Origin of the sequence: Mycobacterium bourgelatii, assembly GCF_010723575.1 — a bacterium.
Lineage (GTDB): Bacteria > Actinomycetota > Actinomycetes > Mycobacteriales > Mycobacteriaceae > Mycobacterium > Mycobacterium bourgelatii.
On sequence record NZ_BLKZ01000001.1, the window covers coordinates 5131899 to 5153783 of the forward strand.

9 protein-coding genes and 2 pseudogenes are annotated in these 21885 nt (G+C 62.8%); 2 read left to right on the top strand and 9 right to left on the bottom strand.

What is annotated here, in order from left to right; translation table 11 throughout:
* Positions 1 to 24: 24 nt before the first annotated feature.
* The 3 genes from G6N68_RS21855 to mca are packed head-to-tail and all read right to left on the bottom strand — an operon-like array spanning position 25 to position 3201.
* Entirely contained in the window at positions 25 to 2046 is a 2022-nt protein-coding gene (locus G6N68_RS21855) for a thioredoxin domain-containing protein (RefSeq protein WP_163716835.1), read from the bottom strand.
* On the bottom strand, positions 2033 to 2335 hold the full coding sequence (locus tag G6N68_RS21860; protein ID WP_163716839.1) for a hypothetical protein: 303 nt from the start codon (positions 2333 to 2335) through the stop codon (positions 2033 to 2035). Before G6N68_RS21860 ends, G6N68_RS21855 begins: the two co-directional genes overlap by 14 nt.
* A complete protein-coding gene (gene mca, locus G6N68_RS21865) occupies positions 2332 to 3201 on the bottom strand; it encodes a mycothiol conjugate amidase Mca (RefSeq protein ID WP_163716842.1) in 870 nt (289 codons plus the stop codon). The genes G6N68_RS21860 and mca overlap by 4 nt, the downstream gene beginning before the upstream one ends.
* 185 nt (positions 3202 to 3386) lie before the next feature.
* On the opposite strand from mca, the gene G6N68_RS21870 reads away from it, so the two are divergent.
* Positions 3387 to 3821, top strand: coding sequence for a DUF4307 domain-containing protein (locus G6N68_RS21870; RefSeq protein WP_163716845.1), 435 nt, complete (start codon positions 3387 to 3389; stop codon positions 3819 to 3821).
* Between the two features lie 221 nt (positions 3822 to 4042).
* Complete coding sequence (greA, locus tag G6N68_RS21875; RefSeq protein ID WP_069422335.1) at positions 4043 to 4537, top strand: transcription elongation factor GreA; 495 nt, start codon at positions 4043 to 4045, stop codon at positions 4535 to 4537.
* Positions 4538 to 4555: 18 nt separating this feature from the next.
* Here the strand turns inward: greA and G6N68_RS21880 are convergent, their stop codons facing one another.
* From G6N68_RS21880 to G6N68_RS21910, 6 genes and pseudogenes are all read right to left on the bottom strand, one after another.
* The gene (locus G6N68_RS21880) at positions 4556 to 5713 is read right to left on the bottom strand and encodes a cystathionine gamma-synthase (RefSeq protein WP_163716848.1); all 1158 of its coding nucleotides are present in this window, start codon (positions 5711 to 5713) and stop codon (positions 4556 to 4558) included.
* A 110-nt stretch (positions 5714 to 5823) separates the two neighbouring features.
* Positions 5824 to 6498, bottom strand: a complete 675-nt coding sequence (locus G6N68_RS21885; protein WP_163716852.1) for an RDD family protein — start codon at positions 6496 to 6498, stop codon at positions 5824 to 5826.
* A gap of 162 nt (positions 6499 to 6660) precedes the next feature.
* Positions 6661 to 7227, bottom strand: a pseudogene (locus G6N68_RS21890) (hypothetical protein); the annotation flags it as partial.
* Between the two features lie 166 nt (positions 7228 to 7393).
* Positions 7394 to 9037 carry an IS1634 family transposase gene (locus G6N68_RS21895; RefSeq protein ID WP_163716859.1) on the bottom strand — a complete coding sequence of 548 codons (1644 nt, stop codon included), beginning with the start codon at positions 9035 to 9037 and terminating at the stop codon, positions 7394 to 7396.
* A 111-nt stretch (positions 9038 to 9148) separates the two neighbouring features.
* Positions 9149 to 20102: pseudogene (locus G6N68_RS21900) on the bottom strand (PPE family protein); the annotation flags it as partial.
* Positions 20103 to 20465: 363 nt separating this feature from the next.
* Complete coding sequence (locus G6N68_RS21910) at positions 20466 to 21872, bottom strand: cystathionine beta-synthase (protein ID WP_163716862.1); 1407 nt, start codon at positions 21870 to 21872, stop codon at positions 20466 to 20468.
* Positions 21873 to 21885 lie beyond the last annotated feature (13 nt).

Sequence of the window (21885 nt, forward strand, 5' to 3'; positions counted from 1 at the left end):
TAGTCGCGGGCGGATCGGCCAGGCTTACCCGGGCACGCCCAGGGCGTCCGCGAGCTCGGCCGCACTCGTCACCGGTAGGTCACACGTGCGGCCGCGGCACACATATGCCGCATCGGCGCCGGCCACCCGGTCCCGGCCGCTGAGCAGCGGCGACGAGTCCACCTCGCCCCCAACCACAATCGCCCCGCCCGGAGCCAGTCGGCGCGCATCGGCCAACAGCGGCGACAGCTGCTCGGCGCAGGCGACTGCGATCTGCAACGGTCCGCGCACCGCGGCTTCGGCCACCGCCAGCCAATGACCCGCCGAGCGCGGCGCGCGAGCCAAGAGCACCGAATGCGCACGCAACGTCTCGTTCGCCAGCTGCAGGTAGCGCTCGGCGCGGGAGCCGTCGACCAGATGAGCGGCGGTCAGTAGCGCCTCGGCGATCGACGACGCCCCGGACGGAGTGGCTCCGTCCAACGGGTCGGCGGGCCGGAGCACCAGTTGCTCGGCATCGTCGGCGGTGTCGAACCACCGGCCGGGGCGTTGTGCGTCGCGGAAGTGCAGCACCGCGGTGTCCAACAGATCGGTCGCTGCGGTCAGCCACTCGTCCTCGGCCGTCAGCTGGTAGAGCGACAACAGCCCGGTGGCCAGCATCGCGTGGTCTTCCAGGATCGCGCCGCTGTCGCCCACCACACCGCCCAAGCTGGCCCGCCGCAGCCGGCCGTCGACGACGTGCAGGTCAAGCAGGGCGGCCGCGCACCGCCGCGCGGCCTGGGTCAGGTCGGGCTGGTCGAGCGCCACGCTGGCCTCGGTCAGGGCGGTGATCGCCAACCCGTTCCACGACGTGACAACCTTGTCGTCACGCCCCGGTTGGACTCGGGTGAGCCTGGCCGCCAACAGCGCGCGCCTGATGCGTTCGAAGCGTTGGTGGTCGTCCGGCTCGTGCAGCAACTGCAGCACCGAGGACCCGTGTTCGAACGTGCCGTCCGGGGTGACCTCGAAAACCTCCGCCGCCCAACGCCCGTCATCCTCACCCAGTACCCCGGTGAGCTGAGCCGGTGTCCACACATAGGTAGAACCTTCGCGACCGTCGGCGTCGGCATCCAGCGACGACGTGAACACGGCGCCGTCGGCGAGTTCGTCGAGCAGGAACCAGGCGGTCTGGGCGGTGATGCGATGCGCCAGTGGATCACCCGTGCGCCGCGCCCAGTGCGCGTACACGCGCAGCAACAGCGCGTTGTCGTAGAGCATCTTCTCGAAATGCGGTACGACCCACGCATTGTCGACGCTGTAGCGGGCGAAGCCGCCGGCCAGTTGATCGTAGATGCCGCCCCGCGCCATCGCGGTGCACGTCCGCTCGACGGCCTGCAGCGCGGCCGCCCCCGAACCGGTACCTCCGACGCGCTCATAGTGGCGCAGCAGCCCCTCCAGCAGCGCTGACGGTGGGAACTTGGGAGCTCCGCCGAAGCCGCCGCGAACGGTGTCCTCCTCACGCAGCACGGTGGCCACCGCGTGCTCGCACAGCTCGGGCGCGATCTCCGGACCCCCGCCAGGCAGGGCCGACGTCATCTTGCGCAGTTCGTCGGCGATGTGGTCCGACGTCTCCTCAACCTCGCCTCGACGCTCCCGCCATGTCTGCGAGACGGCCGAAAGAAGTTGCAAGAAGCTGTCCTTCGGGTAGTAGGTGCCGCAGAAGAAGGGTCGGCCATCGGGTGTGAGGAAGCACGTCATGGGCCATCCGCCCTGACCGGTGAGCGCAACGGTGGCGTTCATGTAGACGGCGTCGATGTCCGGCCGTTCCTCGCGGTCGACCTTGACGCAGACGAAACCGGCATTCATAGCCGCGGCCACTTCGTCGTCTTCGAACGATTCGTGGGCCATGACGTGACACCAATGGCACGCGGCATAACCGATGGACAGCAGGATCGGCACGTCGCGCGCCGCGGCTTCGGCCAATGCCTGCGGCGTCCACTGCTGCCAGTGCACCGGGTTGTCGGCGTGCTGGCGCAGATATGGGCTAGTGGCCCGGGCGAGGGTGTTCGCCCCCGATTCAGCCGGGCTCATCGGGTCCCGGTGATCGGGCGGGTCGGCCTTGCCCGGGGTATGGGTCGTTGTTGGGGGCGGGCCCGTCGACCGCGTCCGTGCCCTCGTCGGCGGCCTGATCGGGCTCCGGGTGCTGAGGGTCGAACGACTCGGGCACCTTCTTGAGTTGACGGTTCATCGACCGCAGCAGAAACAGGGTGGCGATGACCAGCAGTACCACCACCAGCAAGCCGACTGGGCTGGCCTTGCCGAAGTCCGGCCCATTGTTGCGCGGGCCTTCAGCAATCACACTGAGCAGAAAGTGGTTCACGGGTTCTCGATCCCGGCGAACAGGTCACTCTCGGGGAGTTTGATGGGCACGCGGGAGCGGGCCAGTTCGAACTCCTCGGTCGGCCACAGCTCTTCCTGCCACTCCAGCGGGGCGGCAAAGAACTCGGCATTCGGGTCGATCTGGGTGGCGTGCGCCCGCAAGGCGTCGTCGCGTTGGGGGAAGTAGGCCGCGCATTCGACCCGCGTCGTCACCCGGTTGGCGTAGGGGTCATGTTCGGGGAGCCAATGCGTGAGCCACTTGTCGAACGGGCCTTTTTGGCCGCGTTTGATGAACTCGTTCTGCAGCACCTCCATGCGCTGCCGCAGGAAGCCGTGCACGTAGTACAGCTTCAACACTGTCCACGGCTCGCCGGCTTCGGGAAAGAGCCGATAGTCGCCGGATGCCTCGTACGCGGCCATGGAAACCTCGTGGCAGCGAATGTGGTCGGGATGCGGGTAGCCGCCGTTCTCGTCGTAGGTGATCAGCACGTGCGGCCGGAATTCCCGGACCACGCGCACCAGCGCCTCGGTGGACTCCTCGAGCGGCACCAGCGCGAAACAACCTTCGGGCAGTGGTGGCGGTGGGTCCCCCTTGGGCAGCCCGGAGTCGACAAAGCCCAGCCAGGTGTGCTCGACGCCGAGGATCTCGGCAGCCCTGGCCATCTCGTCGCGCCGGATTTCGTGGATGTGGCCGTGCACGTCGGGCAGGTCCATCGCCGGGTTCAGGATCTCGCCGCGCTCACCACCGGTCAGCGACACCACCATCACGCGGTGCCCCTCGTCGGCATACCGGGCCAAGGTGGCCGCGCCCTTGCTGGACTCGTCGTCCGGGTGGGCGTGCACCGCCATCAACCGCAGTTCGCTCACTTGCCCCCTCGTCCATCTGGGTCCGCTGCGTCGTCTGTCCAGTAGTGGGCCTGCTGCATCACCCAACAGCGTCACCCAACAGCGACGCCCAACAGCGACCCTATAATTCCAGTTCTCCATCGTTCCATTACGTCGACCGGGGTCCCAGACCCCCCACCCACCTAGCGACCAACTAGCGATCAGCCATGAACTCCGATGCCCCGTCTCGTCCCGCGGCCCGTTACGGTCGGGCGCGGCTGTCACGCCGGTCGCGGCGTCACATCGCGATCGGCCTGGGGGTGTTGGTCGTGGTGGCTGGCCTCGTGATCGCCGTGATCGGCTACCAGCGCATCGCCACCAGCGACGTCAGCGGTTCGCTGGCCGGCTATCAAATCATCGATAGCGAAACGGCGTCGGTGACCATCAGCGTGACCCGTAAGGACCCGTCGCGGCCGGTGGACTGCATCGTGCGGGTGCGGGCCAAAGACGGCAGCGAGACGGGCCGCCGCGAGGTGCTGGTTCCCCCCTCCGATCAGGCCACTGTGCAGGTCACGACGACGCTCAAATCCAGCAAGCCACCGGTGATGGCGGACGTATACGGTTGCGGCACAGAGGTACCCGGTTACCTGCGATCCTCCTGACCGCGCAACGGTGCCGAACTGCGGATACGACAGTCATCTTGCGTTTGCGCGGTGGTAACATAAGTGAATGCACGGTCCTGCTGGGACCGTGTATTGCTGCATTAATGGCCGTGAGAAGGACGGAGTGGGCAGCACCCGGGGTGAGGGGACCCGCTTGCGCCCAGGCGGAATCAGATACTTACGCGACTACGCGGAAAACGACAAGCAAGGAGCGCCACGAGATGACGGATACTCAGGTGACCTGGTTGACCCAGGAGTCACATGACCGACTCAAGGCCGAACTCGACCAGTTGATCGCTAACCGTCCGGTCATCGCCGCCGAAATCAATGACCGCCGCGAGGAGGGCGACCTGCGGGAGAACGGCGGCTACCACGCCGCCCGGGAAGAGCAGGGTCAGCAGGAGGCGCGCATCCGTCAGCTGCAAGACCTGCTCAACAACGCGAAAGTCGGCGAAGCGCCGAAGCAGTCCGGGGTGGCACTGCCCGGTTCGGTGGTCAAGGTCTACTACAACGGCGACGAGTCGGACTCGGAGACCTTCCTCATCGCTACCCGGCAAGAGGGAGTCAACGACGGCAAGCTCGAGGTCTACTCGCCCAACTCGCCGTTGGGTGCGGCGTTGATCGACGCCAAGGTGGGCGAGACCCGCAGCTACGTCGTGCCTAGCGGCAAGACCATCGAGGTCACGCTGGTCAGCGCGGAGCCGTACCACTCCTAGGTCGGTACGGCGCAGCGGCTAGGCGAGCGCCTGTTCGAGGTCGGCGAGCAGATCGGCGATGTCCTCGATCCCGACCGAAAGGCGAACCAAATCGTCGGGAACCTCTAATTGCGAGCCGGCGGTCGACGCGTGCGTCATGGCGCTGGGATGCTCGATCAGCGACTCCACGCCGCCCAGTGATTCGGCGAGGATGAAGACCTTGGTGTTGGCGCACAGCCGCTCCGCGGCTTGCCGTCCGTCTTTCATCCGAACCGAGACCATCCCACCGAAACGCCGCATCTGCCGAGCGGCGACCTCGTGGTTGGGGTGATCGGGGAGCCCCGGGTAGAGCACTGCGCTTACTGACGGATGTCCGGTGAGGAACTCGGCTACCGCTGCAGCGTTTTCGCTGTGCCGCTCCATGCGCACCACCAACGTCTTGAGCCCGCGCAGGGTCAGGTAGGCGTCGAAGGGACCGGGTACCCCTCCGGCGCCGTTCTGCAGGAACGCGAACGCCTGGTCCAGCTCTTCGTCGTTGGTCACCAGCGCACCGCCCACCACATCGGAGTGCCCACCGATGTACTTGGTGGTCGAGTGCAGCACCACGTCCGCACCGAGCGTCAACGGTTGCTGCAACGCGGGCGAGGCAAACGTGTTGTCCACCAGCACTTTTGCCCCGCTCTGCTGACCCAGGGCCGCGATGCCGGCAATGTCGGCGATCGACAGCAACGGGTTGGTCGGCGTCTCCACCCAAATCAGCCGGGTTCGCGACGTGATCGCCCCGCGCACCGCATCCAGATCGGCCAATGCCACCGGCGTGTACTCGACGCCCCAGTGGGTGAAAACCTTGTCGATCAACCGGAAGGTGCCGCCATAGGCGTCGTCCGGGATGACCAGGTGATCTCCGGGGCGCAGGATCGCCCGGAGCGCACAGTCGGTGGCCGCCATCCCGGAACTGAACGCCCTCCCGAATGCGCCTTCCTCGACGGCGGCCAGCGACGCTTCCAGCGCCGCCCGCGTCGGGTTGCCGGTGCGCGCGTATTCGAATCCGCCGCGCAGGCCGCCGACACCGTCCTGGGCGAAGGTGCTGCTGGCGTAGATCGGAGTGTTGACGGCTCCGGTCGCCGGATCGGGTCGGTACCCGGCGTGGATGGCTTTAGTTCCAAGACCGTGCTGTGCCGTGCGCTCGTCACTCATCGGGATCAGCCTAATAGCGAACGCCACCCCGGCCGCAATCAGCGACCGGGGTGGCGTCAGGCTTGGGACAGCCCTAATCCTCAGCTACACAGCACGTTTGCTGTTTGGCGTCAGATCGGTAGGCAAACCGTCGTCATGATTTTGTCCGCGAAGGTCTGCCGCTTGGCGTCCCAGAGTGGCCACAAATATCCGATGTAGCACGCGAGGCCGTCGGCAATGTGCGCCAGCTGGCGGACCAACGACATCCCGAATCCAAGGGGCTGTCCGGTCGCCTCGCTGACGACCTTGAACTTCATGATCCCCTTGCCGATGCTCGACCCGGTCGTCCCCTGCTTGTACCCGAAGTTCCAGACGACGTAGGCCAGCGCCGCGAGGTTGAGCAGCCACGACAGCAGAATCCCGAAGATCGACGGCTCGCTGACGTCGTAGCTGTATCCGTACGACTCGTAGTGACGTGTCGTCGTCAGCAGCGTCGAAATGATCTGCCCGATACCGACGACCACAGCGATCGGCACACCGTCGATGAGTGCCGCCAGCACGCGGGTGACCCACGGCGTGTAGGCGTCCTGGGGCAGGTCACGGATGGCCGGACCGGGCGGCGGGGGCGCAACTGCGCCGGACGGCGGAGGCGGAGGGGGGTAGCCGCCCTGGGGCGGTGGAGGCGGAGGTGGGAAGCTGCCACCGCCCGGCGCAGATGGAGGGGGCGGCTGGTAGCCGCTGGGCGGCTCGTATCCACCGGATTGGGGCGGGGGGTATGACCCGCCGGGAGGCGGCTGATTACTCATATGAACCCTTCCACTGCGAGTTTGCTAGTTCGGCCGCAAGAACAGTACCTGAGCTCCGTCCCCGTGGCACGCTGGGGCGAGACATACGTCACAGCTGCTTTTGGCTCGGCCTCGACACGTCCGCAAACGCACGTACGGAGGCCACCGTGTGCCCACAGCTTGTTACGGGCCGGCGCCGGTGTACAGCAGACCTGACAGCTGCTGGCCCACGTTGCCCAAACCGGAGACGAATGCCGCACCGACTAGCCCGAGCGTGCCAGCGTTGAATACACCCGAGAGGCCGGCGCCGCGGTTGAGCACCCCGGAAAGTTGGGTGCCGAAGTTGGAAAAGCCCGAAGCCGACCCGAGTAGCGGATCGGTCATGGCGTTGAGCCAGCCCGACATGCTCGCACCGCTGTTCCAGAAGCCCGAACCCCCACCACCGATGTTGAAGAAACCCGACGATGGGTCGCCTGTCGAGTTTCCGAAGCCCGGAACCCCACCGATGCCGGCGATCGGAATGTCGATCGGGCCGATGCTGGTGTTGAGGTTCAGGTCCAACCCGATCCGGTCGAACAGAGTGATGGCTGGGATGTCGATGACGGGGGTGCCGTTCGACAACGCCAGCCCCAGCGGCAGTTCGGGAATCAGCGCACCACCGGGGATCGTGAACCCCGGGATAGTCAGCGACAAGGGCAGGCTCACCTGCACCGACTCGGTGGGGATGGTGAATCCGGGGAAGGTGAAGGTCGTGGCGTCGAGAACGATGGGGCCCAGGCGGTTGGGGAGGATAATTTGGGTTATTTGCCCCCCTTGTTGGCCCGGGTTGATCATGTAGGCCGCGGGGAGGAAGCTGGGCCTCACCACGAAAGGCGAACTCGCTCCCGATCTTCCGACCCGAGTTGGGTCATTTGCCTTAGTGCCTTGGGTTTTCGACGTTCAGCGCGTCGAGGATTGATTTGACCTCGGTGTTCAGTGCGGGCGGGAATGTGGCGATGATGCCGTTGAGGTCGATGGTGGCCGAACGCAGAGGTCTGAGGGTGCGCAGGAACCGCCGCAGCGACAGTCCGGTGCGGGTCTGGACTTCGCGGCTGACAGCTAGTGCGGTGAACACGATGGTTAGGTGGGCCTCGATGGCATCGCGGGTGCGGGCGAATATGGGCCTGGCGGCAAGGTCGGATTTCGACATCCGGAACGACTGCTCGACGTGCCAGATGTCGTGGTAGTTGGCGATTACTTCGGTCGCGGGCATGAGCGCAGCGTCGATGTTGGTGACGTAGCCTTTGAGTCCGACCAGGCGCCGCGCCCGCTCTAGCGAGGCGGTGTCGAGTTCGTGGGCGCCGTTGCGGACTGTCACGAAACGTGGTGTGCGGGCGGCTTTGTCTCCGGCGATGACGGCGCGGGCTTTGTTCTCCTGCAGGTTGAGCGTCTTGTTGTCCCGCGCTGCCCGTTTCCTCGAGTACGCCCACACCGCCCGCCAGGACTTGGTATGGGTTGCCGGATTCCAGACGGGTTCGGCTCTAAGTTTCGGGTCGCTGGTTTTGGCGGCGGCGCCGCGTTGATCGCGTGGGGTGATGGTGTCGATGATCTGGCCATCTGTGAATGTTGTTCCGTTCCAATGGAAGTGCGAGGCCAGATCGTTGGGCGCTTTGGTGATCCGGGACCCGACGATGAAGCGCAACCCTGCGGCGTCGAGCTCGCGCAGATTGCCCCTGGCGAGCATGCCGGCATCAGCGACGATGACCATGTCGGTGATGTCATGACGGGCCTGGAACGCTTTCACGATCGGGATGATGGTCAGGGTCTCGGCCTTGTTTCCTTCAAAACAGCCGATTTCCAGCGGGAACCCGCACCGGTCGACCAGCAGGCCCACCACGATCTGCGGGTCGACGCGGCGTTCCTTGGAGTAGCCGACCCTTCGTAGCTCGTCTTCCTTATCGGCCTCGAAGTACAGGGTCGTGACGTCGTAGAGCACCAGGCTGACATCGCCTGCGCTGCGGGCATGGGCGAAGCAGGCCGCGGCGATCTGGTCGCGGTAGCCACCTGCGTGGGCCCGCCGAAGGGTGCGTTTGCGCGTCGACAACGACGCCGACGTGCGGCCCAATTCCGCCAGGACCCGATCGACATCGAGCAGGCTGGTCGGCTCCACCACCCGGGCGATCACCAGATCACGAAAGACCTCATCGTCGACCGCATCAAAGCCCAGGCTGGCATAGACCCCGGCCAAAGCGTCGTAGAGCAGCCCGTTGCAGCTCTTGAGCACCCGCGGCCGCGCTACCAACTCCCGCGCTGCGGGTGCACCAGCACCGTCGGTGAACAATTCCTCGGCCCGCGGTGCAACCATACGGGCCCTCACCGCTTTCGCAGTGATTCCCAGATCCAATTCACCCTGGGTGTCATCGGCCAACAGCCGCTGCGCCTCCTCGATGAGCAGACCAAGTTCAGCTTCATCACGCGCAGAGCCCACATGGCGGACGATCCGGCGGCGGCCATTGACAGACTCAGCGATCTGGACCGCAGTCGCGCCCGAGGCGGTCCGCACCCGCCGAATCCACACCATCCAGCGAGCCTACTGACCAAATTTAGTGCCTAACATGCGCACTAAGCTGAAGTATCAACGCAGGTCAAAGCCCTGCAGCCCCCAGAAAATGTCGAAAGTGACCCAAGTCGGGTTGAATACACCCGAGAGGCCGGCGCCGCGGTTGAGCACCCCGGAAAGTTGGGTGCCGAAGTTGGAAAAGCCCGAAGCCGACCCGAGTAGCGGATCGGTCATGGCGTTGAGCCAGCCCGACATGCTCGCACCGCTGTTCCAGAAGCCCGAACCCCCACCACCGATGTTGAAGAAACCCGACGATGGGTCGCCTGTCGAGTTTCCGAAGCCCGGAACCCCACCGATGCCGGCGATCGGAATGTCGATCGGGCCGATGCTGGTGTTGAGGTTCAGGTCCAACCCGATCCGGTCGAACAGAGTGATGGCTGGGATGTCGATGACGGGGGTGCCGTTCGACAACGCCAGCCCCAGCGGCAGTTCGGGAATCAGCGCACCACCGGGGATCGTGAACCCCGGGATAGTCAGCGACAAGGGCAGGCTCACCTGCACCGACTCGGTGGGGATGGTGAATCCGGGGAAGGTGAAGGTCGTGGCGTCGAGAACGATGGGGCCCAGGCGGTTGGGGAGGATAATTTGGGTTATTTGCCCCCCTTGTTGGCCCGGGTTGATCATGTAGGCCGCGGGGAGGAAGCTGGGCCTCACCACGAAAGGCGAACTCGCTCCCGATCTTCCGAAAATCGAGTTGAGGAACACGTCCGCGGTTAGGACCGGCGTGGTGATCGTGATCGGGTCAACGGTGATAGTGCCGAGGTCGATGGCAGGCGCGATGCTCAGCTGGATTGAAGGAATTGGAATGTCCGGGATGACAATTGAGCTGACCCCGCCGACCGCGGTAATGCCCCACGGAATCGATGGAATATGGATGTGCGGGACTCCGGTAATGGGGCCTACACTGCCGCTGACTTCGGCGCCGACCACCGGGAGCAGCGGGATACTGTATTCGAGGGCTAGCCCGGCCAGGCCTTGGTATTCGCCGCGCCAGAGGATGCCGTTGCTGTAATCACCAGATATGAGCGCGCCGGTGTTGACGTTGCCGGAGTTTGCGATGCCGGTGTTGGAATCTCCGGTGTTGAACCAGCCCGTGTTGATGCTGCCCACGTTGAAGTCCCCGGTGTTGGTATCACCGACATTGAAACTGCCCGTGTTGTACCAGCCCGGATTCGCCAGCCCCGTGTTGAAACCACCGGCATTGAACAACCCCGTGCTGGCCACCCCCGAATTCCCGATCCCGGTGTTGTAACTCCCCGAGTTGAACAACCCGAAATTCCCCGTCCCCGAATTGAAGAACCCCACATTGCCCGTCCCCGAATTGAACAACCCGATGTTCCCGCTCCCCGAATTCAACCCCCCGACCCCGGTCAGATTGTCCCCCGTCAACCCGATCCCAAAATTGTTGTTACCGGTGTTGGCGAACCCCACATTCCCGAACCCGAGATTCGCCAACCCCAGATTGCTGCCCCCAGCATTACCCAACCCCCGATTACCCACCCCCGCCAAGCCGTGCGCCAGACCCGAGTTGCCGAACCCGAAATTGCCGTCCCCGACATTGCCGAACCCGAAATTGCCGTCACCGACATTGCCCAACCCGACATTGAAATCACCCAGATTGGCCCCACCCACATTCAGATTGCCGAGGTTGCCGAACCCGACATTGCCGTTGCCAACGTGGGCCAGTCCGAGGTTGATGACGGCGGTGGCGTCGTGGCCGAGATTGGCGGCCAGCAGCCCCGACAGTTGGTGGCCGAAGTTGCCGACGCCCGACGCCAACGCCGATGTCCCCAACGGCAACGGGCTGGTGTTGTAGAAACCCGAGAGTCCCGAGCCCAGATTCAGCGCACCCGAACCCAGTGAACCAACGTTGGCGAAGCCCGACCCCGCCCCCGCCAGCGCATCGTAGGCCTGGTTCCACCAGCCCGACATGCCCGCGCCAAAGTTCCCCCACCCCGAGCCGCCGCCGGCCCCCGAATTGAAAAACCCCGACGAAGGGCTCGTCGTCGTATTCCCAAAACCCGGCGACGCCGGCACATTAAGGAGCGGGATGCTGCTGGGTATGACGTAAAGGGAGCCAGTGGCGCTCGCCGGGATTTGCGGGAAGACGATGGCCGGAATGTCGACGCCTCCGCCACCGCCGGTCACCGCCAGGCTCAGCGACGCGCCGTCGAACGTCAGACCTCCCGGGAACAGGGTGAGCGCGTTGGTTCCGCCGAGCACCTCAATGCCCAGGGCGAGTTGGCTGATATTTAGTGCCGGAGTATTGAAGGCCTTTGAGATAGCCCGAATCAACATGCCAAATTCGCCGGTCGTGCCCCCACCCATGGTGATGCTGCCCACCGCGAAGCGATGGGTAAAGGCGTAGCTCGACCCGAATGAGTAATACGTCGGGCCCAAAGGACCGGCGCCGGCTGCTGTCCACATGATGAACGGTTCAATTTCCAGGAGCGACCCGGTTGATGGGTCCATGCTTATCAAGATGTCGGCGAAGTTCACGCTGGGAATGGTGACGGAGGGAATCGAGATGGGGCCAATGGCAACGCTTCCCGTGATATCCGGATTGATTGCGGGAATAGCGATCTCGGGGATGCTGAACGAGCCCAGCGCAATACTTCCAGCCAAGTGCAGGTTGACGGCCGGGACGGGAATGTCCGGAATCACGACGGGGCCGAAACTGCCGGCGAAATGTGCATCGAGGATGCTGGTCGGGGGGACGTCCAACTCGTAGTACAGGTTGAGCAAGCCCTGGTATTCGCCGCGCCAGAGGATGCCGTTGCTGTAATCACCGGATATGAGCGCTCCGGTGTTGACGTTGCCGGAGTTTGCGATGCCGGTGTTGGAATCTCCGGTGTTGAACCAGCCCGTGTTGATGCTGCCCACGTTGAAGTCCCCGGTGTTGGTATCACCGACATTGAAACTGCCCGTGTTGTACCACCCCGGATTGGCCAGCCCCGTGTTGAAACCACCGGCATTGAACAACCCCGTGCTGGCCACCCCCGAATTCCCGATCCCGGTGTTGTAACTCCCCGAGTTGAACAACCCGAAATTCCCCGTCCCCGAATTGAAGAACCCCACATTGCCCATCCCCGAATTGAACAACCCGATGTTCCCGCTCCCCGAATTCAACCCCCCGACCCCGGTCAGATTGTCCCCCGTCAACCCGATCCCAAAATTATTGTTACCGGTGTTCGCGAACCCCACATTCCCGAACCCGAAATTCGCCAACCCCAGATTGCCGCCCCCAGCATTACCCAACCCCCGATTACCCCCCCTGCCGTGCGCCAGACCCGAGTTCCCGAACCCGAAATTGCCGTCGCCGACATTGCCGAACCCGAAGTTGCCGTCCCCGACATTGCCCAACCCGATGTTGAAATCACCCAGATTGGCCCCACCCACATTCACATTCCCGAGGTTGCCCAACCCCACATTGGCCCCACCAACCTGACCCCACCCCACATTCAGCACCGACGACAACCCCGACAACCGCTGACCCACATTCCCCACCCCCGACACCAACCCCGACCCCACCGCATCCAACCCCGCAGTGTTCAACAACCCCGACACACCCGAACCCACATTCAACACACCCGACCCCAACGAACCCACATTCCCAAACCCCGAACCCACCCCCGTCACCGCGTCATACGCCTGGTTCCACCACCCCGACACCCCCGCACCAAAATTCCCAAAACCCGACACCCCACCCGCCCCACTATTAAAGAAACCCGACGACGGCGTCACCGTCGTATTCCCAAAACCCGGAGTCGCAGGAATATTGAACAGCGGGACACTGCTCTGCGGGATGCTGATATTCACGGCCAGATTTAGCGGCAGCGTCTCGATTGTCAAACCGCCGGGGAAAATGGTGATGGGATCGAGCACACCCGACGCATTAATCATCAGCGGAATCGCGTTTCGCGGAATCGACAGGCCACTCGGGAATAGGGTGAAGGCCGGGAGGCCGGCTGAGATATCAATATTTAGTGGAATACTTGACGTCCCGATTGACGGAATGGTGAAGCTCGGGAGGCTGATTACCATGCTTCCGGTCGAGCCGGTACTGGGACCAAAATGGATCGTTATGCCTTTAGTGGGTGCGGTTACGTAGTCGCTGGCATCGATGCCCGTTGACGAGGTCGCCCCGAGGATCCAATCGTCATTCAGTGCGGTCACGTTGAGTACCGGAAGGGTCAAGGACGTACCTTTCAGGCCCGGTGGACTGTCCAACGGGATCGTGATGTCCTGGGCGTCGAAGGTGAAGCCCGGCGCGAAGACAATGGGCGGGATCTCCGTCGGCAGATCCGGGAACAGGTCCTGGATGTCGAAACCCATTGCCGGAATGTCGATCTGCGGAATAGTGAATGGCCCGATGTTGATGATTTCGTCGATGTCGAACAGCGATATGCCCGGGATGTCGATCTGGTCGATGCTGATGGGCCCGAAATCGAGGGTCTCGTTCAGGTCCAAGATCGTGCTTCCGGCTATTTCGATGGTCAACGAGAACCCGTAGGTGCCGTGCCAATCGCCCGTCCATAAAGCCCCGTTGTTGAAGCTGCCGGAGTTGAACGCACCGGTATTGACATTGCCCGTGTTGAACAGGCCTGTGTTGATGTCACCAGTGTTAAACCAGCCCGTGTTGAGATTACCTGGGTTGAAACCCCCGGTATTGGTGTCACCGGCATTGAAGCTGCCTGTGTTATATGAGCCCGCATTCGCCAGCCCGGTGTTAAAACCACCGGCGTTGAACAGACCCGTGCTCGCCAGACCCGAGTTGCCGATACCAGTGTTGTAGCTTCCCGAGTTGAACAGGCCGAAGTTCCCCGTCCCGGTGTTGAAGAACCCGACGTTGCCGGTCCCGGAGTTGAACAAGCCGATGTTGCCGGCACCGGAGTTCAGAGCGCCGATGCCGGCCTGATTGTCTCCGGTGAGCCCGATTCCAAAATTGTTGTTGCCGGTGTTGGCGAACCCGACATTGCCGAACCCGAAATTCGCCAGGCCCAGGTTGCTGCTCCCGGCGTTAGCCAATCCGCGGTTGCCAATCCCCGCCAAGCCCTCCGCGAGACCCGAGTTGCCGAACCCGAAATTAGCGTCACCGATATTCCCGAACCCGAAGTTGCCGTCACCGATATTGCCCAAGCCCAGGTTGCCACCGCCGATGTTGCCGGCACCGAAGTTGATGTTCCCGACGTTGCCCATGCCCACATTGAAGGAGCCGGTGTTGGCGAATCCGAGACTGAAGCCGTCGACGTTGCCCAGGTTCAGAACGTTGAGCAAACTCATGTTCTGCAATTCGGCGATGGCCGAGTCGAAGAAGTTCGGTCCGGCCGGATCGCTCGAACTCGAACCACTGGTGAGCATTGCGGCCAAGCCTTGGTAAGACCATCCCGATACGTGGTTGCCCAAATTGCCCAGACCTGAGAGCGCCGCCGGGCTGAGGGCATCCAACGTGCTGACATTGAACATCCCGGAGATGTTCGTGCCGGAGTTCAGCCAACCCGACACGAGGCCACCCGCATTTCCGAAGCCCGATCCGCCGCCAACGCCGGCGTGGAAGAATCCCGACGACGGCAAGGTCGTCGAATTACCAATGCCCGGTACGGCCCGGATATCGATGATCGAGATGTCGATGGCCGTGCCGGTCGTGGTGAGAAGGTCAAAGTCAAGCGGGATTCCCGAGATTGTCATTCCCGGGATGGTGATTCCCGGGATGTCCAGGGACAGATCGATGGGCAAGAACTCGGCCATGGAAATTCCGCCGATCATCGAGGCGGGAATATCGACGGCGGGAATCTCGAGCGGTATGGAGTCGGCGATCGAAATTGCAGGCATCATGATCGACTTCATACTGAGATCCAGGGGAATACTAAAATTGATGTCGCCAGTGGTAATGCTGGTTTGCGGGATGCCGATTGCCAACTTAAAGCCGGTAAGGTCGGGCTCGGGCAAGGGGGTAAATATGGTAACGGTTAATGGGCTAACACTGGTCGAAACACTAATTGGACCGATATTGACACTTCCCGTATTCTTTAGCTCAGACAACAGGGCAGTAGCGGGGGCGGTGAAGCCGAGGTCGATGGCACCGTCGATGCCGATGCGGATGCCGGGAATGGGGATTTCAGGCAGGGCGAATTGGTAACTGGCCGCGCCAGTGAGGTCCAGATGGAGGGGCGGGACAATTGTGATTTCGGGGATGACAATCGGGCTCATGCCGCCACTGGTCGTGATATGGATCGGAAATTCCGGAATCGTGATCCCGTAGGAAAGCTCTACTAGGCCTTGGTATTCGCCGCGCCAGAGGATGCCGTTGCTGTAGTTGCCCGACATGAGCGCGCCGGTGTTGACGTTGCCGGAGTTTGCGATGCCGGTGTTGGAATCTCCGGTGTTGAACCAGCCCGTGTTGATGCTGCCCACGTTGAAGTCCCCGGTGTTGGTATCACCGACATTGAAACTGCCCGTGTTGTACCAGCCCGGATTGGCCAGCCCCGTGTTGAAACCACCGGCATTGAACAACCCCGTGCTGGCCACCCCCGAATTCCCGATCCCGGTGTTGTAACTCCCCGAGTTGAACAACCCGAAATTCCCCGTCCCCGAATTGAAGAACCCCACATTGCCCGTCCCCGAATTGAACAACCCGATGTTCCCGCTCCCCGAGTTCAACCCCCCGACCCCGGTCAGATTGTCCCCCGTCAACCCGATCCCAAAATTATTGTTACCGGTGTTGGCCAACCCCACATTCCCGAACCCGAAATTCGCCACACCCAGATTGCTGCCCCCAGCATTACCCAACCCCCGATTACCGATCCCCGCCAAGCCGTGCGCCAGACCCGAGTTGCCGAACCCGAAATTGTTGTCGCCGACATTGCCGAACCCGAAGTTGCCGTCCCCGACATTGCCCAACCCGACATTGAAATCACCCAGATTGGCCCCACCCACATTCAGATTGCCGACGTTGCCGAACCCGACATTGCCGTTGCCAACGTGGGCCAGCCCGAGGTTGATGACGGCGGTGGCGTCGTGGCCGAGATTGGCGGCCAGCAGCCCCGACAGTTGGTGGCCGAAGTTGCCGACGCCCGACGCCAACGCCGATGTCCCCAACGGCAACGGGCTGGTGTTGTAGAAACCCGAGAGTCCCGAGCCCAGATTCAGCGCACCCGAACCCAGTGAACCAACGTTGGCGAAGCCCGACCCCGCCCCCGCCAGCGCATCGTAGGCCTGGTTCCACCAGCCCGACATGCCCGCGCCAAAGTTCCCCCACCCCGAGCCGCCGCCGGCCCCCGAATTGAAAAACCCCGACGAAGGGCTCGTCGTCGTGTTCCCAAAACCCGGCGACGCCGGCACATTAACCGCTGGAATCGGAATGTCTCCGATGTGTGCGGTGGCGTTGACCAGCAACTGGACTGGACTGAGCGTGAATCCAGTCGGCAACAAGGTGAAGGCGTCGAGCCCACCGGACAGATTCGATACGCCCACGGCCGCTTCCGGGAAAGTGAGACCGGCTGGGAAGAAAGTGAATGCATCGTTGGCCATGGTCACGCCCGCTGTCACCGGTGTTTGAGCCGGAATGGTGAAGCCATTCGGAAAGACAGTCGCCGCAGATAAAGTTGACAACAGTGACACCGGAATTGAATTCAGCCCGATGGACGATATCCTGATCGGCGAGAAATTGAGGCCGGAAAAATCTGGTTTGCCTTCTGGCACAGGAGGACCAAATTGCACGATATCTATTAGCGGGATGGAACTATGACCGAGAGTCACCGCTCCAGTTTTTATCTCCAACGCGAAATTCATGTGGCCGAGTGCCGTCATGGGCGATATCGTGGTCTGCCCCAGTCCCACGGATCCGAGAATCTGTATCGGAACAGCAGGAATAGTGACGGACGGCAGCGTGAACGATCCCAAACTCACCGATGCATCGGTGAACTCAAAGCGGATTGCCGAAATCGGCATCGGCGCGACATGGATGGGACCGACTCCCGCGTCTACGAGCACGCTGACCGGGAACTGGCCCACGGCGGGCCCGTAGTGTGCGCCTACTAGGCCTTGGTATTCGCCGCGCCAGAGGATGCCGTTGCTGTAATCACCGGATATGAGCGCTCCGGTGTTGACGTTGCCGGAGTTTGCGATGCCGGTGTTGGAATCTCCGGTGTTGAACCAGCCCGTGTTGATGCTGCCCACGTTGAAGTCCCCGGTGTTGGTATCACCGACATTGAAACTGCCCGTGTTGTACCACCCCGGATTGGCCAGCCCCGTGTTGAAACCACCGGCATTGAACAACCCCCACCCCGAATTCCCGATCCCGGTGTTGTAACTCCCCGAGTTGAACAACCCGAAATTCCCGTCCCCGAATTGAAGAACCCCACATTGCCCGTCCCCGAATTGAACAACCCGATGTTCCTGCTCCCGAATTCAACCCCCGACCCCGGTCAGATTGTCCCCGTCAACCCGATCCCAAAATTATTGTTACCGGTGTTGGCCAACCCCACATTCCCGAACCCGAAATTCGCCAACCCCAGATTGCCGCCCCCAGCATTACCCAACCCCTGATTACCCACCCCGCCTGTGCCAGACCCGAGTTCCCGAACCCGAAATTGTTGTCGCCGACATTGCCGAACCCGAAATTGCCGTCCCCGACATTGCCCAACCCGACATTGAAATCACCCAGATTGGCCCCACCCACATTCACATTCCCGAGGTTGCCCAACCCCACATTGGCCCCACCAACCTGACCCCACCCCACATTCAGCACCGACGACAACCCCGACAACCGCTCACCCACATTCCCCACCCCCGACACCAACCCCGACCCCACCGCATCCAACCCCGCAGAGTTCAACAACCCCGACACACCCGAACCCACATTCAACACACCCGACCCCAACGAACCCACATTCCCAAACCCCGAACCCGCCCCCGTCACCGCGTCATACGCCTGGTTCCACCACCCCGACACCCCCGCACCAAAATTCCCAAAACCCGACACCCCACCCGCACCACTATTAAAGAAACCCGACGACGGCGTCACCGTCGTATTCCCAAAACCCGGAGTCGCAGGTGAATCGATGGCGTGCATCGGGATGGCGCCGACATTGATCCCGATTCCAAAATTCATGGGGACACGCTCGATCGTGATCGCTGGTGTGCTCACGCCGTCAATTTGGCCCTGAATATTGATGGTCAGCGGAATTGCCTGCTCCGGAACGCTGAACCCGGGTATGGTAAAGCCCGGTGTGCCGATCGATACGCTCGCAAGCAGGCTAAACGGGTTGTCGGTGCTGGGAATATTGATGCCGTTCGGGAAGAGTGTGATGGCCGGCGTAAGCCAGTTCACGGTTGCATCGAACCGCTGAACGTGGAGGGTAATAGTGCTGGGGCCCAAGGGCCTTACCTGCATGTCGGCGCCGATGCCTGTAGTAAAGGCAATTACCGGAATGCCTATAGGCGCCAAACCCCACGGACCAACGGGGAATGCTGTGGTGAAGTTTTGGGCAGGAAAGAGCGTAATCGGCGAGATGGAAAGCGGCCCGATATTGATCGGTATGCCAATACCTCCGCCGAACGCGGGGACGGTGATGTCTGGAACGACGAGGGGTCCGATATTAATGGTGTGGTGAATGTTCACCGGGATGGTTGGCAGAATGGTGATAGCCGGGATTGTGATGGGACCGATGCCGCCGACGAGCTCAACGCCGATCGGGATCTGGGCGATCGACGATCCGACCGAGGACCCACTCAAGTCCTGGTAATCACCTGCCCACAACATTCCGTTGCTGAAGTTGCCCGAGATGAAGGCGCCGGTATTGACGTTGCCCGAGTTCGCGATGCCCGTATTGGTGTGCCCGGTGTTGAACCAGCCGGTGTTGACGTTGCCCGTGTTGAAGTCACCCGTGTTGGTATCACCGGCGTTGAAAGAGCCCGTGTTGTACGAACCGGTATTGGCAAATCCTGTGTTGAAACCACCAGCATTGAACAACCCGGTACTCGCGATCCCAGAGTTGCCGATCCCCGTGTTGTAACTTCCCGAGTTGAACAGTCCGACGTTTCCGGTGCCGGAGTTGAAGAAGCCCACGTTGCCGGTTCCGGAATTGAATAAGCCGATATTTCCTGTTCCCGAATTCAAGGGCCCGATACCGGACAGGTTGTCGCCGGTCAACCCGATCCCGAAGTTATTGTTGCCGGTGTTCGCGAACCCGACATTTCCAAGTCCGATATTTGCGATGCCGAGGTTGCTGCTACCCGCATTGGTCAGGCCTTGATTGCCAAGCCCGGCGAGGCCCGCTCCGAGCCCCGAATTCCCGATACCGAAATTACCGGAGCCAATATTACCTAGGCCAATATTCGAAGCACCAACGTTCGTCAGGCCCAGGTTGAAGTCCCCGATATTTCCCAACCCGATGTTGAAATTGCCGACATTGCCTGCGCCCGCGTTGAGGCTCAGCGTCCTGGCCGGGCCGACCGTGTCGGCCGCAGCCGCGCTTGCCGCTGCACCAACGCCGCCTGCCAGCACCTGCAGTTGCTGGCCAAACCCCGTCAACTTCGACACCGCCGCGGCTGCGCCGGTGTGGTATCCAACCATCGCGGTCACATCCTGAGCCCACATCAGCTCGTACTCAGCCTCGACGACCGCGATCGCCGGGGTGTTCTGCCCCAATAGATTCGACAACGCCAACTGCAGCAGCTCCGCTCGGTTGGCAGCCACCACGAGGGGATCCACCGTCGCCGCCAGCGCAGCCTCGAAAACCTCCACCACCGCATTGACCTGACCGGCCGCCGCCTCGGCCGCGGCCGCCGTCGCACTCAGCCATCCCACATACGGAGCTGCGGCAGCGGACATCGCCGCCGACGAGGCGCCCTGCCACGCCCCAGCCGCCAACGCCGCCGTAACCGACTCGAACGAGAGGCTCGCCGAACTCAACTCCGCAGCCAATGCATCCCAGGCCCGAGCCGCAGCCAACCATGGCGCGGACCCAGCGCCGCCGTACATCAGCGCCGAATTCACCTCCGGCGGAAACACCGGAAACTCCATCGCCTCGGTCCCTTCTCAGGTGGGCACCGCCGGTTCGGCGGCGTGACCCCGGAGCTGGTAAGGCATGTGTTTTCGACGTGCTGCCAGCTACCTGTCCACCGAGTATTCAATGGCGAGATTCCGTTGTCTTTAGCCAGAGAAAAGTTGAGACGAGACGAAATGGAAGGCCCCGCAAGAAGTATCAGCGTAAGCCAATTACCTGCGAAAACAGCCTCTGAACGACGAGAAGTTGTCTCAGCCTGAGAATCTCTTTTACCGGCCTATTCGTGCCAAGCGCGGAGACTCACGCCGCCTGTGCAGCAAACTTCGGTTCGGGTGCTGGCGCACCGGCACCCGCTAGTCTCCCCGGAAAGACCGCCTCGGCTAACGCCGGCGCTGCCCTTCGGACAAAAAGCCCAGCAGGTCGTAGCGGGTGATCACACCTACCGGCTTGCCCTCCTCGACGACCATCAGCGCGTCCCAATCCCGCAATGCTTTACCAGCCGCGCTCACCAACTCGCCGGCCCCGATCAACGGCAACGGCGGGCTCATGTGCTGGGAGACCGCGTCGGCCAGGTTGGCCCGACCCTCGAACACCGCCGAGAGCAGTTCGCGCTCCGAGACGCTGCCGGCCACCTCGCCGGCCATCACCGGCGGCTCGGCCCCGACGACCGGCATCTGCGAGACCCCGTACTCACGGAGAATCCCGATGGCGTCGCGCACCGTCTCCGACGGATGGGTGTGCACCAGGTCCGGCAGCGCCCCCGACTTGCGGCGCAACACATCTCCGACCGTCGACTCATCGGCCGAGCCGTCCAGACGCGTGCGCAGGAATCCGTACGAGGACATCCAGGCGTCGTTGAAGATCTTGGACATATAGCCGCGGCCGCCGTCCGGCAACAGGACGACCACCAGGGCGTCGGGCCCGGCTTGTTCGGCGACCTTTAGCGCCGCTACCACCGCCATCCCACATGACCCGCCGACCAGCATCGCTTCCTCGCGGGCCAGCCGCCTGGTCATGTCGAACGAGTCGGCGTCGGACACCGCGATGATCTCGTCGGGCACCGTCGGGTCGTAGGCCGCCGGCCAGAAGTCCTCTCCGACGCCCTCGACCAGATAGGGGCGACCCGTGCCACCCGAATACACCGAGCCCTCCGGGTCAGCGCCGATGATGCGCACCGGTCCTTCTGGGCGGTTGGCAGACACCTCCTTGAGGTAGCGGCCCGCCCCGGTGATCGTGCCCCCGGTGCCGATGCCCGCCACGAAGTGGGTGATCTTGCCGTCGGTGTCGGCCCAAATTTCGGGACCCGTAGTCGCGTAGTGACTGGCCGGACCTTCCGGGTTCGCGTACTGGTCGGGTTTCCAGGCGCCCTCGATTTCCCGGACCAGACGGTCGGAAACGCTGTAGTAGCTGTCCGGGTCCTCCGGCGGAACTGCCGTCGGGCATACGACGACCTCGGCGCCGTAGGCGAGCAACACATTCCGCTTGTCCTCGCTCACCTTGTCCGGGCAAACGAACACGCATTTGTAGCCCCGTCGCTGGGCGACCAGCGCCAGCCCGACACCGGTATTGCCGGACGTCGGTTCGACGATCGTGCCGCCCGGCTTCAGCAACCCGCTGGCCTCGGCGGCGTCGATCATCTTCGCCGCGATGCGGTCCTTGGAGCTACCACCGGGATTGAGGTATTCGACCTTTGCGGCCACGATGCCGCAACCGTCGGGGACGACTGAGTTCAGCCGAACCAGTGGCGTGCCGCCGATGAGGTCACTGATGTGCTGCGCAATCCGCATGCGCTTATCGTCT

What these genes read in the sequence shown, in the direction of transcription:
- G6N68_RS21855 (WP_163716835.1), bottom strand. Translation starts at nt 2,046, where the DNA reads ATGAGCCCGGCTGAATCGGGGGCGAACACCCTCGCCCGGGCCACTAGC.
- G6N68_RS21870 (WP_163716845.1), top strand. Translation starts at nt 3,387, where the DNA reads ATGAACTCCGATGCCCCGTCTCGTCCCGCGGCCCGTTACGGTCGGGCG.
- greA (WP_069422335.1), top strand. Translation starts at nt 4,043, where the DNA reads ATGACGGATACTCAGGTGACCTGGTTGACCCAGGAGTCACATGACCGA.
- G6N68_RS21880 (WP_163716848.1), bottom strand. Translation starts at nt 5,713, where the DNA reads ATGAGTGACGAGCGCACGGCACAGCACGGTCTTGGAACTAAAGCCATC.
- G6N68_RS21885 (WP_163716852.1), bottom strand. Translation starts at nt 6,498, where the DNA reads ATGAGTAATCAGCCGCCTCCCGGCGGGTCATACCCCCCGCCCCAATCC.
- G6N68_RS21895 (WP_163716859.1), bottom strand. Translation starts at nt 9,037, where the DNA reads ATGGTGTGGATTCGGCGGGTGCGGACCGCCTCGGGCGCGACTGCGGTC.
- G6N68_RS21910 (WP_163716862.1), bottom strand. Translation starts at nt 21,872, where the DNA reads ATGCGGATTGCGCAGCACATCAGTGACCTCATCGGCGGCACGCCACTG.